Origin of the sequence: Streptomyces sp. AgN23 (assembly GCF_001598115.1) — a bacterium.
Classification (GTDB): domain Bacteria; phylum Actinomycetota; class Actinomycetes; order Streptomycetales; family Streptomycetaceae; genus Streptomyces; species Streptomyces antimycoticus.
Map to the genome: position 1 here is coordinate 5,691,703 of NZ_CP007153.1, position 14,937 is coordinate 5,706,639.

Here is a 14,937-nt window from a genome sequence, read left to right on the forward strand (position 1 = left end):
CTCGCTCCCTCGGCCCGCCCTCCTTGTCCACCTAGTCCGCGTCCGCCGCGAACGGCTTGCTGCTGAAGGCCGTCTTGTCCTTCGTGCCGTCCGTGATCCACCACCACTCGGGACGTTCGCCGTATCGCGAGAAGGCCAGGCCGGGGCCCCACGCCAGGACGACCTCGTCCTTACCGTCATGATCGAAGTCCGCGACGTCGTAGAGCCGGGCCGCGCGCTCGCCCTTACGGATCGCCTTGCCGTCCACGACGGAAGGTGCCGCGCGGGTCAGGAGGTGACGCCCGGCGACGCGGGTCGTGGCGGAGTGGGAGCCTCGGCGCAGGGTGAGCAGCTCGACGCCGCCCCGGCCGAGCGAGACGGCCAGCTCATCGGTGCCGTCGCCGTTGGTGTCGGCGGCGACCAGCTTGCCCGACATCCCCGGCATCTTGAGGGGGCGTGGTGGAAGAGGGCGCGGATCGGCACGCCCCGGCCGCGCCGCACTCTTGTAGTAGACGCTCACCGTCTTACCGATGTCCGGCCGCTCCGTCTCGACGCCCGGCTCGTCATTACGGGTGCCGCTGTCGCCGACCGCGACATCGCGGCGGCCGTCGCCGTCGAAGTCGCCGAACGTGATCGCGTTGCCCTCGCGCAGCCTGCGGCCCTCCGGGTTGAGGCCGTGGGCGCCGGCGGCGAGGAGGGTGGAGCCGGACTGGTCGTTGTCGTTGACCGCGTGCACCACCAGATCGGTGGCGCGGTGGCCGTCGGTGGCGTGGGTGCCGGTGTCGGTGCCGTCCGCGGCGTCGGTGTCGGTGTCGGCGATGGTGTCGGCGATGAGATCGCCGATCTCGCCGTGGCCGTCCAGCGGGCTCGCGTACGGAACGGTCCGGGCGGCCTTGCCCGCCCGGTTGAACGGCCCGTACAGCACCAGCAGCGAGCGGCGGTCCTCGCGGATCAGGGCCAGGTCGTGGTGGCCGTCGCCGTTGAAGTCGCCGACGGTCGGGCGCTGGGCGTCCACGCCGTCCTCCGGGCCGGTCAGCTGGACGCGGGCGGCGGAGCGGGTCCTCCGGGGGCCGCCGGGGCCGCCCCAGGAGATGTAGGGGACGGTCCGGACGGTGGCCTGGGTGCGCTCCGTCTCGCGTTCGTCGAGCGCCTCGCCCGCCGTGGTGGTGACGTCGGCGTAGCCGTCGCCGTCGAGGTCGGCCGTGGCCACCTCGGTCGCGCCCGCGACGGTGACGTCCTGGGACGGCAGACCGAGGTCGCGGTGACGGAGCACGGTGCGGGTGGCGGGATTCAGGCCGTGGGACGAGCCGTGGACGAACGCGATCCGGCTGGGCAGCCCCCCTTCGCCGGACGGGACGGGGAGCCGCAGATCGGGGTAGCCGTCGCCGTTGACGTCATCCGGCAGCCGGCTGCCCTTGCCGTGGGGGACGGGCGCGGTGGCGGTGGGGGTGATGACGGACCCGCTGACGGAGGAGGAGCCGTCGCGCCCGCCCTGGGCGCCGCCGTCCTCGGGGCCGCAGGCGGCGAGCAGCAGCGCCAGGCAGGCCGCACCTGCGGCGATGGAGGCGGTGGGGACGCGGAGGAGGGAGCGGAGTCGGGGGCCCGGGACGCGGCCGGGTGGTGCGGTGGGGGGAGGTGCGGGCGTCATCGGGCCACCTCAACCCATCAGGGCGGCTGAGGCCATGGGGCGTGGCACTTCGTTACGAGGGTGATGCCTGGCGTTTCGTCCATGTCCGCTCGATGGTTGTGCAGACTCGATGGTTGTACCGCTCGGTGGTTGTACAGAAGGACGCGGGACCGATCAGTCCGCTTGGCTGTAAAGATGACCTTTTGAGCACAAGGTCTGTCCAGGACATTTACCTATGTGCCATCGGGCATGATCCTGTAGGGAATTCGCAACGTCGTTGTGAGAAGGGATACTTCGCGGCCAGTATCGGTAGTCGATCGACGCGGAACTTCAACGCGGAAAAGCGGGGGCAGTCATGTGCTTAACGCACGGTGCGCGGGTGACGGGTGAAGCGGCGAGACCGGCGAAAGAGGGCTCGGGCGGGGTGTAGTCGCGATGTCGGACGGGAGCGCTCGGCGCCCAGCGGCGGATGCCGCTCGCCCGCCGCTGAGCGAGGGTGCTAGAAATAACGACATGGCCGGACTTTTCGGTCGACCACGGGTTCCGCTGGCCCGCACGATGAACGACTGGCGCCCACGCGGTCGGCGTGAGGGGCCCCGCTCGGCGTGGGAACGACGTGGGCGGCGCGTTCAGCAGGATCAGCGGGATCAGCGCGGTCAATCCGATCCGCAGGGCTCGCCGGATCCCCATGACCACTGGGATCCGCAGGGCCGGCAGGACGCGTACGCCCAGCGGGGCCCGCAGGAGCGGTTGCCGGTGCGCACCGGCCGGACCGGCCACGGATCCGGTCCAGGTTCCGGCCACGGATCCGGTCCAGGCTCCGGCCGCGGCAGCGCTCACGGCCGCGGCTATGGGCGCCCCCGCCGGAACCCGGTGCGCGGTGTGCGCACCGTGGCCGGCCAGGTCTTCGTCCTGCAGGTGGGGGTCGTGCTGCTGCTGGTCGTCGCGGCCGTGGTGGCGCTCGTCCTGCAGTCCCGCTACGACAGCGAGCGGGAGGCCCGTAACCGCTCCATGGCGGTCGCCGAGAGCTTCGCCAGCGCGCCCGGCATGGTGAGCGCGATCCGCGGGCCCGATCCGAGCGCCGTGCTGCAGCCGCTCGCCGAGCGCGCCCGCAAGGGCTCCCGGGTCGACTTCGTCGTCGTCATGACGCCCCAGGGGATCCGCTTCACCCACCCCAACCCCGACCGGATCGGCAAGCACTTCATGGGCAGCATCCGCCCGGCGGCGGAGGGCCGGACGGTGCAGGAGACCTTCACCGGCACGCTCGGCCTGTCCGTGCGGTCCGTGGTGCCCGTCAAGGACAGCCACGGGAAGGTCGTCGGCCTGGTCGCGGCCGGTATCACGATCAAGAAGGTCAGCGGTGCGGCCGACCATCAGATGCCGCTGCTGTTCGGCGCGGCCGCGGCCGCGATGGCCCTCGCCACGGCGGGCACGGCCCTGGTCAGCAGGCGGCTGCGGCGCCAGACCCACGGGCTGGACCCGGCCGAGATGACGCGGATGTACGAGCACCATGACGCGGTGCTGCACTCGGTGCGCGAGGGCGTGCTGATCGTCGGCGGCGACCGGCGGCTGGTGCTCGCCAACGACGAGGCGCGCCGGCTCTTCGACCTCCCGCCGGACGCCGAGGGCCGGCTGGTGTCCGAGCTCGGCTTCGATCCGCACACCGCCGCGCTCCTGGTGTCCGGGCGCCCCGCCACCGACGAGGTCCATACGGCCGGTGAGCGGCTGCTGTCCGTCAGCCACCGCCCCACCGACCGCGACGGCGGCCCGCCCGGCAGCGTCGCCACCCTGCGCGACACCACGGAGCTGCGCGCGCTGTCCGGCAAGGTCGACCTCGCGCGCAACCGGCTCAAGCTGCTGTACGACGCGGGCGTCTCCATCGGCACCACGCTGGACGTGGTGCGCACCGCCCAGGAGCTGGCGGAGTACGCGGTGGCCCGGTTCGCCGACTACGTCTCGGTGGACCTGGCGGACTCGGTACTGCGAGGCGAGGAGCCCCCGGACGGGGCGGCGGGCACCGGCGCCCCGGACGCGGGCCCGTGGGCCGCTGCGGCGGTCGCCGACGGCGGCCGCACCGTCCTGCGCCGTACGGCCCTCAGCGGCATCCGCGACGACGGCCCGCTCTACCCCCTCGGCATGCTGATCGAATTCGGCCCGAGCGCGCCCCAGGCCCGCGGCTTCCACAGCGGAACGGTGACGGTCGAGCCGGTCCTGAGGGACTTCACCGGCTGGCAGGACCAGGACCCCGAGCACGCCCGGCGGATCGTCGACTACGGCATCCACTCGATGATCACGGTCCCGCTGCGGGCCCGGGGTGTCGTCCTGGGCGTGGCCAGTTTCATGCGCGCGGAGAAGCCGGAGCCCTTCGAGGAGGACGACATCTCCCTCGCCGAGGAGCTGGTCACCCGGGCCGCCGTCAGCATCGACAACGCCCGCCGCTACACCCGTGAGCACACCATGGCGGTCACCCTCCAGCGCAGCCTGCTGCCCCGGATGCTGCCGGAGCAGAACGCGCTGGATGTGGCGTACCGCTATCTGCCGGCCGAGTCGGGGGTGGGGGGCGACTGGTTCGATGTCATCCCGTTGCCGGGGGCGCGGGTGGCGCTGGTGGTGGGCGATGTCGTCGGGCATGGCCTGCACGCGGCGGCGACGATGGGGCGGCTGCGGACGGCGGTGCACAACTTCTCCACGCTCGACCTGCCGCCCGACGAGATCCTGTCGCACCTCGACGATCTGATCGCCCGGATCGACCAGGACGAGGGCCCTGGTGGGCTGGACGGTGACGGCGGTGGGAGCGAGGGGATCACGGGGGCGACGTGTCTGTACGCGATCTACGATCCGGTGACGCGGCGGTGCACGATGGCGCGGGCCGGTCATCCGCCGCCCGCGCTGGTGCGTCCGGACGGCTCGGTGGAGTTCCTCGGTCTGCCGGCCGGGCCGCCGCTGGGCCTGGGCGGGCTGCCGTTCGAGACATCGGAGCTCGAGCTGCCCGAGGGCAGCCATCTGGTGCTCTATACGGACGGGCTGATCGAGAAGCGCGACCGGGACATCGACACCGGCCTGGAGATGCTGCGCGGTGCCCTGTCCCACCCCGGCCGAACACCCGAGGACGCCTGTACGGCCGTGCTGGACGCGCTGCTGCCCGACCGCCCGAGCGATGACATCGCGCTGATCGTGGCCCGTACGAGGGTGCTGGAGCCCGGTCTGACCGCCGACTGGGAGGTGGCCTCCGACCCGTCGCAGGTGGCCGCGGTGCGGGCCGCGGTGGCCCGGAAGCTGGCGGAGTGGGATCTGGGCGATGTCGCGTTCACGACCGAGCTCATCCTCAGCGAGCTGATCACCAACGCGATCCGCTATGCGACCGGCCCGATCCGGGTGCGGCTGCTCTGCGACCGCAGCCTGATCTGCGAGGTCTTCGACACCAGCAGCACCTCCCCGCATCTGCGGTACGCGGGGACGACGGACGAGGGCGGCCGGGGGCTCTTCCTGGTCTCGCAGTTCGCCGACCGCTGGGGCACCCGTTACACCTCGGACGGCAAGGTCATCTGGACCGAACAGGCGCTGCCGCTGTCGAAGAGCGGCAAGCCGCGGCCGTAAGGGGCCCTGGGGCCCGCATGGAGGCCCGTAAGGCGCCTACGGCCCCGTAAGGCGCTCACGGGGCCGTAGGCGCCTTACGGGGCCATAGGCGCTCCTGAGGGCCCTGAGGGCCGTAAGGGGAACGCGGCCGCCATACGCCCCCAGCAACACCGAGAAGCCCGCCCACGGACCCCGTGGGCGGGCTTCAGCGCATTCGTCGCGGTGCTACTTGGCCGGGGCCGGCTCCGGCTCCTCGGCGTTCTTGCCGCCGTCCTCCGGCGCGGCCGGGGTCCTCACCGAGTCGAGGAGCAGCTGCGCCACGTCCACGACCTGCAGGTCTTCCTTCGCCTTCCCGTCGTTCTTCTTGCCGTTGACCGAGTCGGTCAGCATCACCAGGCAGAACGGGCAGGCGGTGGAGACGATGTCCGGGTTGAGGGACAGGGCCTCGTCCACGCGCTCGTTGTTGACGCGCTTGCCGATCCGCTCCTCCATCCACATCCGGGCGCCGCCCGCGCCACAGCAGAAGCCGCGCTCCTTGTGGCGGTGCATCTCCTCGTTCCGCAGCCCCGGCACCTTGGCGATGATCTCGCGCGGCGGGGTGTAGACCTTGTTGTGGCGGCCCAGGTAGCAGGGGTCGTGGTAGGTGATCAGACCCTCGACCGGGGTAACCGGGATCAGCTTGCCCTCGTCGATGAGGTGCTGCAGCAGCTGGGTGTGGTGGATGACCTCGAACTCGCCGCCCAGCTGCGGGTACTCGTTCGCGATGGTGTTGAAGCAGTGCGGGCAGGTCGCGACGATCTTCTTCTTGGCCTTCTCGACGGTGACGCCTTCCTCGGCGTCCTCCCCGAATGCCATGTTCAGCATCTCGACGTTCTGCTGGCCGAGTTGCTGGAAGAGGAACTCGTTGCCCAGGCGGCGGGCGGAGTCACCGGTGCACGCCTCGTCGCCGCCCATGATCGCGAACTTGACGCCCGCGATGTGCAGCAGCTCCGCGAAGGCCTTGGTGGTCTTCTTCGCCCGGTCCTCCAAGGCGCCCGCGCAGCCGACCCAGTACAGGTAGTCGACCTCGGTGAGGTCCTCGATGTCCTTGCCGACGACCGGCACCTCGAAGCCTGTGTCTGCTGCGAGCTCCTTGGTCCACGCGAGGCGCTGCTTCTTGGCCAGCCCCCAGGGGTTGCCCTTCTTCTCCAGGTTCTTGAGCATCGCGCCCGCCTCCGACGGGAACGAGGACTCGATCATCACCTGGTAGCGGCGCATGTCCACGATGTGGTCAACGTGCTCGATGTCCACCGGGCACTGCTCGACGCACGCACCGCAGGTGGTGCAGGACCACAGCACGTCCGGGTCGATGACGCCATTCTCTTCCAGGGTGCCGATCAGCGGGCGCTCGGCCTCGGCCAGCGCCGACGCGGGCACGTCGGCAAGCTGCGCCTCGCTGGCCTTCTCCTCGCCCTCCATGGTCTTGCCGCCACCGGCGAGCAGATACGGCGCCTTGGCGTGCGAGTGGTCGCGCAGCGCCATGATCAGCAGCTTGGGCGACAGCGGCTTGCCGGTGTTCCAGGCGGGGCACTGCGACTGGCAGCGGCCGCATTCGGTACAGGTGGAGAAGTCGAGGATGCCCTTCCAGGAGAAGTGCTCGATCTGTGAGACGCCGAACTGGGCGTCCTCGTCGGGGTCCTCGAAGTCGATCGGCTTGCCCTCGCTCACCATCGGCTGCAGCGCGCCGAGGGCCACCTCGCCGTCCGCGTTGCGCTTGAACCAGATGTTCGGGAAGGCGAGGAAGCGGTGCCAGGCGATGCTCATGTCGAGGTTGGTGCTGACCGTGATCATCCAGATCATGGTCGTACCGAGCTTGATCATCGCGAACAGGTAGGTCAGGTTCTGCACCGTGTCCACGCTGAGCCCGTCGAAGAGCTGGACCAGCGGATACGAGGCGAAGTACGCGGGCTCGTAACTGTCGACGTGGTGCAGTGCGCCCTCGGTGCCGCGCAGGGCCATGATCGCGACGCCGATGATGAGGATGACGTACTCGACGAAGTACGCCTGCCAGGCGGTGGAGCCCGCGAACCGCGACTTGCGGCCGGCCCGGCTGGGCAGGTTGAGCAGCCGGATCGCCATCAGCGTCAGGATGCCCAGGGTGGTCATCGTGCCGATGAACTCGATGTACAGCTCGTAGGGGAGGAAGCCGCCGAGGATCGGCAGCGTCCAGTCCGCCTGGAAGAGCTGGCCGTAGGCGTTGATGATGGTCGGCGGCAGGGTCAGGAAGCCGATCGCCACAAACCAGTGGGCGACGCCGATCACGCCCCACTTGTTCATGCGGGTGTGCGCGAGGAACTCCCGGGCCAGGGTCACGCTGCGCTGGTATGGGTTGTCGATCCTGGCCCCCGCTGGGACCGGCGCGCCGAGCTTGAAGAAGCGCACGAACTGCGCGACGGCCCGGCCGAGCAGGGCAACGCCGACCGCGGTGAGAACCAGCGACACGATGATCGCGGCGAGTTGCATATGGGGCTCCTCGAACCTGCGAGCTGGATTACTAAGCAGTAACTTAATGTGGCTTGACCGAGATTACCCGCCCGGACGGGGACGCATGTAGTCGGCGAGCCGGTGATCTGTGTCGCTCACTTGGCCCCTCCTCCACCTCTTCCACGCTTGGTTGGGCATAAGCCTCATATAAAACTTGAGTCCTGGCGACTCAGGTCTGTTGACAGCGGCGATCGGGCTGATGCACCCTTGAGCCTGTTCCACTCAATGCTGTAGCTGGAGGATCCCGAAATGGCACGTGCGGTCGGCATCGACCTGGGTACGACGAACTCCGTCGTCAGTGTTCTCGAGGGCGGTGAGCCCACCGTCATCACCAACGCCGAGGGCGCCAGGACCACGCCGTCCGTTGTGGCGTTCGCGAAGAACGGCGAGGTGCTGGTCGGCGAGGTGGCCAAGCGCCAGGCGGTGACCAACGTGGACCGCACCGTCCGCTCGGTCAAGCGCCACATGGGCACCGACTGGAAGATCAACCTCGACGGCAAGGACTTCAACCCGCAGCAGATGAGCGCCTTCATCCTGCAGAAGCTGAAGCGGGATGCGGAGTCGTACCTCGGCGAGAAGGTCGCGGACGCGGTCATCACCGTCCCGGCGTACTTCAACGACGCCGAGCGCCAGGCGACCAAGGAAGCCGGTGAGATCGCGGGCCTCAACGTCCTGCGTATCGTCAACGAGCCTACCGCTGCCGCGCTCGCCTACGGGCTGGAGAAGGACGACCAGACCATCCTGGTCTTCGACCTCGGTGGCGGCACCTTCGACGTCTCGCTGCTGGAGATCGGCGACGGCGTGGTGGAGGTCAAGGCCACCAACGGCGACAACCACCTCGGTGGTGACGACTGGGACCAGCGCGTCGTCGACTACCTGGTCAAGCAGTTCAACAACGGCCACGGTGTCGATCTGTCCAAGGACAAGATGGCCCTGCAGCGCCTCCGCGAGGCCGCTGAGAAGGCGAAGATCGAGCTCTCCAGCTCGACCGAGACCACCATCAACCTGCCCTACATCACGGCCTCCGCCGAGGGCCCGCTGCACCTGGACGAGAAGCTCACCCGCTCGCAGTTCCAGCAGCTCACCTCCGACCTGCTGGAGCGCTGCAAGACCCCGTTCCACAACGTCATCAAGGACGCGGGCATCTCGCTGTCCGAGATCGACCACGTGGTCCTGGTCGGCGGCTCGACCCGGATGCCCGCCGTCGCCGAGCTGGTCAAGGAGCTGACCGGCGGCAAGGACGCCAACAAGGGCGTCAACCCGGACGAGGTCGTCGCCATCGGCGCCTCCCTCCAGGCCGGTGTCCTCAAGGGCGAGGTCAAGGACGTCCTGCTGCTCGACGTCACCCCGCTGTCCCTCGGCATCGAGACCAAGGGCGGCATCATGACCAAGCTGATCGAGCGCAACACGACCATTCCGACCAAGCGCTCGGAGATCTTCACCACGGCCGAGGACAACCAGCCGTCCGTGCAGATCCAGGTCTACCAGGGCGAGCGCGAGATCGCGGCGTACAACAAGAAGCTCGGGATGTTCGAGCTGACCGGCCTTCCGCCGGCCCCGCGCGGCGTGCCGCAGATCGAGGTCACCTTCGACATCGACGCCAACGGCATCATGCACGTCGGCGCGAAGGACCTCGGCACCGGCAAGGAGCAGAAGATGACCGTCACCGGCGGCTCCGCGCTGCCGAAGGACGACATCGACCGCATGATGCGCGAGGCCGAGCAGTACGCGGAGGAGGACCACAAGCGCCGCGAGGCCGCCGAGACCCGCAACCAGGCCGAGCAGCTCGTCTACCAGACGGACAAGTTCCTCAAGGACAACGAGGAGAAGGTCCCGGGCGAGGTCAAGACCGAGGTCGAGGAGGCCCTCACCGAGCTGAAGGAGAAGCTCAAGGGTGAGGACACCGCTGAGATCCGCACCGCGACCGAGAAGGTCGCCGCGGTCAGCCAGAAGCTGGGCCAGGCCATGTACGCCAACACCGAGGCCGGCGCGGGCGAGGCCGGTGCCGCCGGTGCGGCCGGTGGCGAGGGCGCCCAGGCCAAGGCCGATGACGATGTGGTGGACGCCGAGATCGTCGACGACGAGAAGGCCGACAAGGGCCAGGGTGGTGCCGCGTGACGGAGGAGACCCCGGGCTTCGAGGAGCAGCCCGACGTCCCCTCCGAGGCCGCGCAGACCCCTGACGACGCGGCGAAGGGCGCCGGGTCCGCCGACAAGGCGGGCCCGGCAGCCCCGGCCGGGGACCTCGAGCAGGTAGCCCTTCAGGCACAGCTGGACCAGGTGCGTACCGCCCTCAATGAGCGGACGGCCGACCTCCAGCGGCTCCAGGCGGAGTACCAGAACTATCGGCGCAGGGTCGAGCGGGACCGGGTGACGGTCAAGGAGATCGCCGTGGCGAGCCTCCTGTCCGAGCTGCTGCCCGTGCTCGACGACATCGGCCGCGCCCGTGAGCACGGCGAGCTCGTCGGCGGCTTCAAGTCGGTCGGCGAATCGGTGGAGACGGTGTCGGCGAAGCTGGGTCTGCAGCAGTTCGGCAAGGAGGGCGAGCCCTTCGACCCGCTGGTGCACGAGGCCCTGATGCATTCGTACGCGCCGGATGTCACCGAGACCACGTGCGTGCAGATTCTGCAGCCGGGGTATCGAATCGGCGAGCGCACGATCCGCCCGGCGCGGGTCGCGGTCGCCGAGCCCCAGCCGGGCGCTACCCCCGCGAAGGGCGGCGAAGGCGAGGCCGCGGCGCCGGACGAGGAGAGCGGTGGCCCGGAAGAGGGCTGACGTGACGGTGATCGCGGGAGCGGCAGGAGAGGAGGGACGTCGAGGATGAGCACCAAGGACTTCGTGGAGAAGGACTACTACAAAGTCCTCGGCGTCCCCAAGGACGCGACCGAGGCGGAGATCAAGAAGGCGTACCGGAAGCTCGCCCGCGAGTACCACCCGGACGCCAACAAGGGTGACGCCAAGGCGGAGGACCGCTTCAAGGAGATCTCCGAGGCCAATGACATCCTCGGCGACCCCAAGCGGCGCAAGGAGTACGACGAGGCCCGCTCGCTCTTCGGGAACGGCGGATTCCGCCCCGGTCCCGGCGGTCCGGGCGGCACCGGAAGCTTCAACTTCGACCTGGGCGACCTCTTCGGCGGTGCCCAGGGCGGCGGCGGTGCCGGTGCCGGTGGCGCCGGCGGCTTCGGCGGCGGGCTCGGGGATGTCTTCGGCGGGCTGTTCGGCCGTGGCGGCGCCACCCGCGCCCAGCCGCGCCGGGGCCAGGACATCGAGTCCGAGGTGACGCTGAGCTTCACCGAGGCCGTCGAGGGGGCCACGGTCCCGCTGCGGATGTCCAGCCAGGCCCCGTGCAAGGCGTGCTCGGGCACCGGCGACCGGGACGGCACCCCGCGGGTCTGCCCGACCTGTGTCGGCACCGGCCAGGTCAGCCGGGGCGGCGGGGGTGGCTTCTCGCTCACCGACCCGTGTGTGGAGTGCCGCGGCCGCGGCCTGATCGCTCAGAACCCGTGCGAGACCTGCAAGGGCAGCGGACGGGCCCGTTCCGCCCGCACCATGCAGGTCCGGATCCCCGCGGGCGTCAGCGACAACCAGCGGATCCGGCTGCGCGGCAAGGGCGCCCCCGGCGAGACCGGCGGCCCGGCCGGCGATCTGTATGTGGTCGTGCACGTGGACGCGCATCCGGTCTTCGGCCGTAAGGGCGACAACCTGACCGTCACCGTGCCCGTCACCCTTCCGGAGGCGGCGCTCGGCGGCGAGATCAAGGTCCCGACCCTGGGTGGCCCGCCGGTCACCCTGAAGCTGCCGCCCGGCACGCCCAACGGACGAACGATGCGCGCCCGTGGCAAGGGTGCGGTCCGTAAGGACGGCACGCACGGAGATCTGCTGGTCACCGTCGAGGTCACGGTGCCGCAGGAGCTGAGCGACACGGCGCGGGACGCGCTGGAGTCGTATCGCGAGGCGACCGTGGGAGAGGACCCACGGGCGGAGCTGTTCAAGGCCGCGAAGGGAGCGTGACCCCAATGGAGTCGCACGGCCGAGGAGGCATCGGAGGCAGGGGCGCCGGCCGGCCCCGTAACCCGTATGAGCTGACCGAGGATTCGCCGGTGTACGTCATCTCGGTGGCGGCTCAGCTCTCCGGACTGCACCCGCAGACCCTGCGTCAGTACGACCGCCTCGGCCTGGTTTCCCCCGACCGCACCGCCGGCCGTGGTCGGCGGTACTCCGCGCGCGACATCCAGCTGCTCCGCCAGGTCCAGCAGCTGTCCCAGGACGAGGGCATCAACCTCGCCGGGATCAAGCGCATCATCGAACTGGAGAACCAGGTCGCGGCTCTCCAGTCGCGTGTCGCCGAGCTCCAGGCCGCGGTCGAGGGCGCCGCGACCGCCATACAGCAGCGCGAGGCCCAGGTCCACGCCTCCTACCGCCGCGACCTGGTCCGCTACCAGGACGTCCAGCAGAGCAGCGCCCTGGTGGTCTGGCGCCCCAAGCGCCCGGAGTAGCGCCCGGCGCGCCGCTGATCGCAGGCCCGGTGACCGTCCATACGGCCACCGGGCCTTTCGCGTGCCCGGAGCGTGCCCGGTGCCCTCTCAGCGCCTGCCCGGTGCTTGCCCACGGGGGCTCTCGGCCGGGCGCGCCGATGGGGCATCCCGGGCGCACCATGGAGAGATGGGAGGAGGTATCGCCATGGTGGAAGTCAAGACGATCGAGAAGCCGGATGAACGGCGTGACTTTCCCGGAGGCCATATCGAAGCCCTGCATCTGACCGGACTGGATTTCGCCGTGGGCACCTTCGAGCCCGGATGGCGCTGGCGGGAGTCGGTGCGGCCGATCGTGGGGACCGATCTGTGCGAGGTCCACCACCGAGGGATCGTGGTCCGGGGCCGGATGCGGCTGCGCACGCCCGATGGCGCGGAGGCCGAGCTGGGTCCCGGGGATGTGTATGTGGTGGCGCCCGGCCATGACGCGTGGGTCGTCGGCGATGAGCAGGTCGTGGTGTACGACGTCGCCGGGCAGATGGCGTTGACGTATGCGAAGTCGAGTGAGGCCGGGGCCTGACGCGGGGGGCGGGAGCGGCGTCCTGTAGCGGTTCAGCCGTCGGCAGGGGACGAGATGAGTACCGGTCGGATACCACCGCGTGGACCCCGCCGCGGGGGGTGGCCGCACGGGAGTGCCCGTACCGACCAGCTGATCCGGACGCTGCTGCGGCGCCGTAAGGAGTCGCTGGCGATCGAGGACGTCACCGTCGTCGACAGGCCCGGGATGCGCCGTGCGGTCGCGGCGACCGCGATCGGCAACACCATGGAGTGGTTCGACTTCGGTGTCTACGCCTATGTCGCGGTCACTCTCGGCAGGGTCTTCTTCCCCGCCGACGACCCCGCCACCCAGGTGGTCTCCACGTTCGCCACCTTCGCCGTGGCGTTCCTGGTGCGGCCGTTGGGCGGGCTGGTGTTCGGGCCGCTGGGCGACCGGATCGGGCGGCGGCGGGTGCTGTCCACCACCATGATCATGATGGCGGCCGGCACCTTCGGGGTGGGTCTGCTGCCCGGCTACTCCGAGATCGGCTTCGCCGCCCCGCTGCTGCTCCTGGCCTGCCGGGTGGTGCAGGGCTTCTCGACCGGCGGTGAGTACGCGGGGGCGACCACCTACATCGCCGAGTTCGCGCCCGATCAGCGCCGCGGTTTCCTCGGCAGCTGGCTCGACTTCGGCACCTTCATCGGCTATTCGCTGGGCTCCGGTCTGGTCACCGTGCTCACCGCCGCGATCGGCGAGACCGGGATGGTGGAGTGGGGCTGGCGGGTGCCGTTCCTGGTGGCGGGGCCGCTGGGGCTGATCGGTCTGTATATGCGGCTGCGGCTGGAGGAGACCCCGGCGTTCCAGCAGGAGGCCGAGCGGGCGGCCGAGGCGGCGGAGGCGGCGGAGGCGCACGGCGACACGGTGCCGATCGAGGAGGCCCGCCAGTCCGGACAGGGGCGGCTGAAGGAGATCTTCACCCGGCACTGGGAGGCGATGCTGATCTGCATGGGCCTGGTGCTGCTGTACAACGTCACCAACTACATGGTGACGTCGTATCTGCCGACGTACATGACCTCCACGCTCGGCCAGGACGCCACCACGGCTCAGGTGCTGGTGCTGGGCACCATGCTGTTCGTGGTGCTGGCGATCACGGTGGTGGGGCGCGGTTCGGACCGCTGGGGGCGGCGGCCGCTGTTCCTGTTCGGCAGTCTGGGCCTGGTGGCGCTGGCCATTCCGGCGGTGCTGCTGATCCGGGCGGGCGGCGTGCTGATGCCCGCGATCGGCTGTCTGCTCCTGGGGGCGATGCTGGTCACCTTCGCGGGGACGAGCGCCGCCACGCTTCCCGCGCTGTTCCCGACCCGGCTGCGCTACGGCGCGCTGTCGATCTCGTACAACCTCTCCGTGTCGCTGTTCGGCGGGACGACGCCGCTGCTGGCCTCGTGGCTGGTGGCCACCACCCACAACACGCTGGTGCCCGCCTTCTACCTGATGGCGGCGGGTGTGATCGGGCTGATCGCCACGCTGTTCCTGCACGAGACGGCGGGGAAGCCGCTGCGCGGTTCGGGGCCCATGGTGGAGACCGAGGAGGAGGCGCGTACGACGGTGGCCGAGAGCCGTACGGAGGCCGGGCGGCATGCCCGCGACGTCTGGATCCGGCTGCGCCACCCCTGGGCGGGGGCGGGCCACCGGAAGGAGGACGAGGAGTGACCCGGTCCGGGTCTCGGCCCGTGTGCATGGCGCGGTCTCAGCTCCCGCCCAGGGCGAGGGCTCAGCCCTTGCCCATGGCGCGGGTGAGGGTGATTTCGATGAGGACGCGGTCGGGGTTGGGGCGCGGGGTGCGCTCGTAGCGCTCGGCGTAGCGGCGCACCGCCTCCGCGATCAGCTCGGGGTCCTCGCGGACGACCGCGAGCCCCTCCAGCGTGGCCCACCGCTTGCCCGCCATCTGGCAGACCGCGACCCGCGCACCGCCCTCGCCCGCCGCCCGGACATGGGCGACCTTACGGCTGTGGCGGTTCGCGATGACGCGGGCGAGCCCGGCCTCGGGGTCGTAGGTGACGCCGACCGGTACGACATGCGGGGTGCCGTCCGGGCGCGGGGTGGTCAGGGTGCACAGATGGCGTTCGCGCCAGAAATCGAGGTACCCGGGATCGGGGTTGCGGGGATCGACAGACATGGCCCAGAACCTACAGACAGGGCCAGAACCTCAGGCCAGGGGAGTGGCGT

10 protein-coding genes are annotated in these 14,937 nt (G+C 70.3%); 7 read left to right on the top strand and 3 right to left on the bottom strand.

The features are described from left to right. Positions 1–31: 31 nt before the first annotated feature. Positions 32–1,627, bottom strand: coding sequence for an FG-GAP repeat protein (locus AS97_RS24540; protein WP_210565661.1), 1,596 nt, complete (start codon positions 1,625–1,627; stop codon positions 32–34). A 492-nt stretch (positions 1,628–2,119) separates the two neighbouring features. On the opposite strand from AS97_RS24540, the gene AS97_RS24545 reads away from it, so the two are divergent. Beyond that, on the top strand, positions 2,120–5,203 hold the full coding sequence (locus AS97_RS24545; RefSeq protein ID WP_247204479.1) for a SpoIIE family protein phosphatase/ATP-binding protein: 3,084 nt from the start codon (positions 2,120–2,122) through the stop codon (positions 5,201–5,203). Between the two features lie 204 nt (positions 5,204–5,407). Here the strand turns inward: AS97_RS24545 and AS97_RS24550 are convergent, their stop codons facing one another. Continuing rightward, entirely contained in the window at positions 5,408–7,684 is a 2,277-nt protein-coding gene (locus AS97_RS24550; RefSeq protein WP_086709642.1) for a (Fe-S)-binding protein, read from the bottom strand. Positions 7,685–7,954: 270 nt separating this feature from the next. Between AS97_RS24550 and dnaK the strand changes: the two genes are divergently transcribed. The 6 genes from dnaK to proP all read left to right on the top strand — a co-directional run bounded on the left by dnaK (position 7,955) and on the right by proP (position 14,421). After that, positions 7,955–9,823 (top strand): molecular chaperone DnaK, encoded by a 1,869-nt coding sequence (gene dnaK / locus AS97_RS24555; protein WP_059146496.1) that lies wholly within the window; start codon positions 7,955–7,957, stop codon positions 9,821–9,823. Further along, positions 9,820–10,479 (top strand): nucleotide exchange factor GrpE, encoded by a 660-nt coding sequence (grpE, locus tag AS97_RS24560; protein ID WP_059146497.1) that lies wholly within the window; start codon positions 9,820–9,822, stop codon positions 10,477–10,479. Before dnaK ends, grpE begins: the two co-directional genes overlap by 4 nt. A gap of 45 nt (positions 10,480–10,524) precedes the next feature. Further along, positions 10,525–11,715: a molecular chaperone DnaJ gene (dnaJ, locus tag AS97_RS24565; protein ID WP_059146498.1), complete on the top strand. Its 1,191-nt coding sequence runs from the start codon at positions 10,525–10,527 to the stop codon at positions 11,713–11,715. A gap of 5 nt (positions 11,716–11,720) precedes the next feature. Beyond that, positions 11,721–12,200 carry a helix-turn-helix domain-containing protein gene (locus AS97_RS24570; protein ID WP_059146499.1) on the top strand — a complete coding sequence of 160 codons (480 nt, stop codon included), beginning with the start codon at positions 11,721–11,723 and terminating at the stop codon, positions 12,198–12,200. Between the two features lie 184 nt (positions 12,201–12,384). After that, complete coding sequence (locus AS97_RS24575; RefSeq protein WP_059146500.1) at positions 12,385–12,756, top strand: cupin domain-containing protein; 372 nt, start codon at positions 12,385–12,387, stop codon at positions 12,754–12,756. Positions 12,757–12,885: 129 nt separating this feature from the next. Continuing rightward, complete coding sequence (gene proP / locus AS97_RS24580; protein WP_201724641.1) at positions 12,886–14,421, top strand: glycine betaine/L-proline transporter ProP; 1,536 nt, start codon at positions 12,886–12,888, stop codon at positions 14,419–14,421. 61 nt (positions 14,422–14,482) lie between these two features. Here proP and AS97_RS24585 read toward each other — a convergent pair whose 3' ends face one another. Beyond that, positions 14,483–14,887 (bottom strand): TIGR03618 family F420-dependent PPOX class oxidoreductase, encoded by a 405-nt coding sequence (locus AS97_RS24585; RefSeq protein ID WP_059146501.1) that lies wholly within the window; start codon positions 14,885–14,887, stop codon positions 14,483–14,485. Positions 14,888–14,937 lie beyond the last annotated feature (50 nt).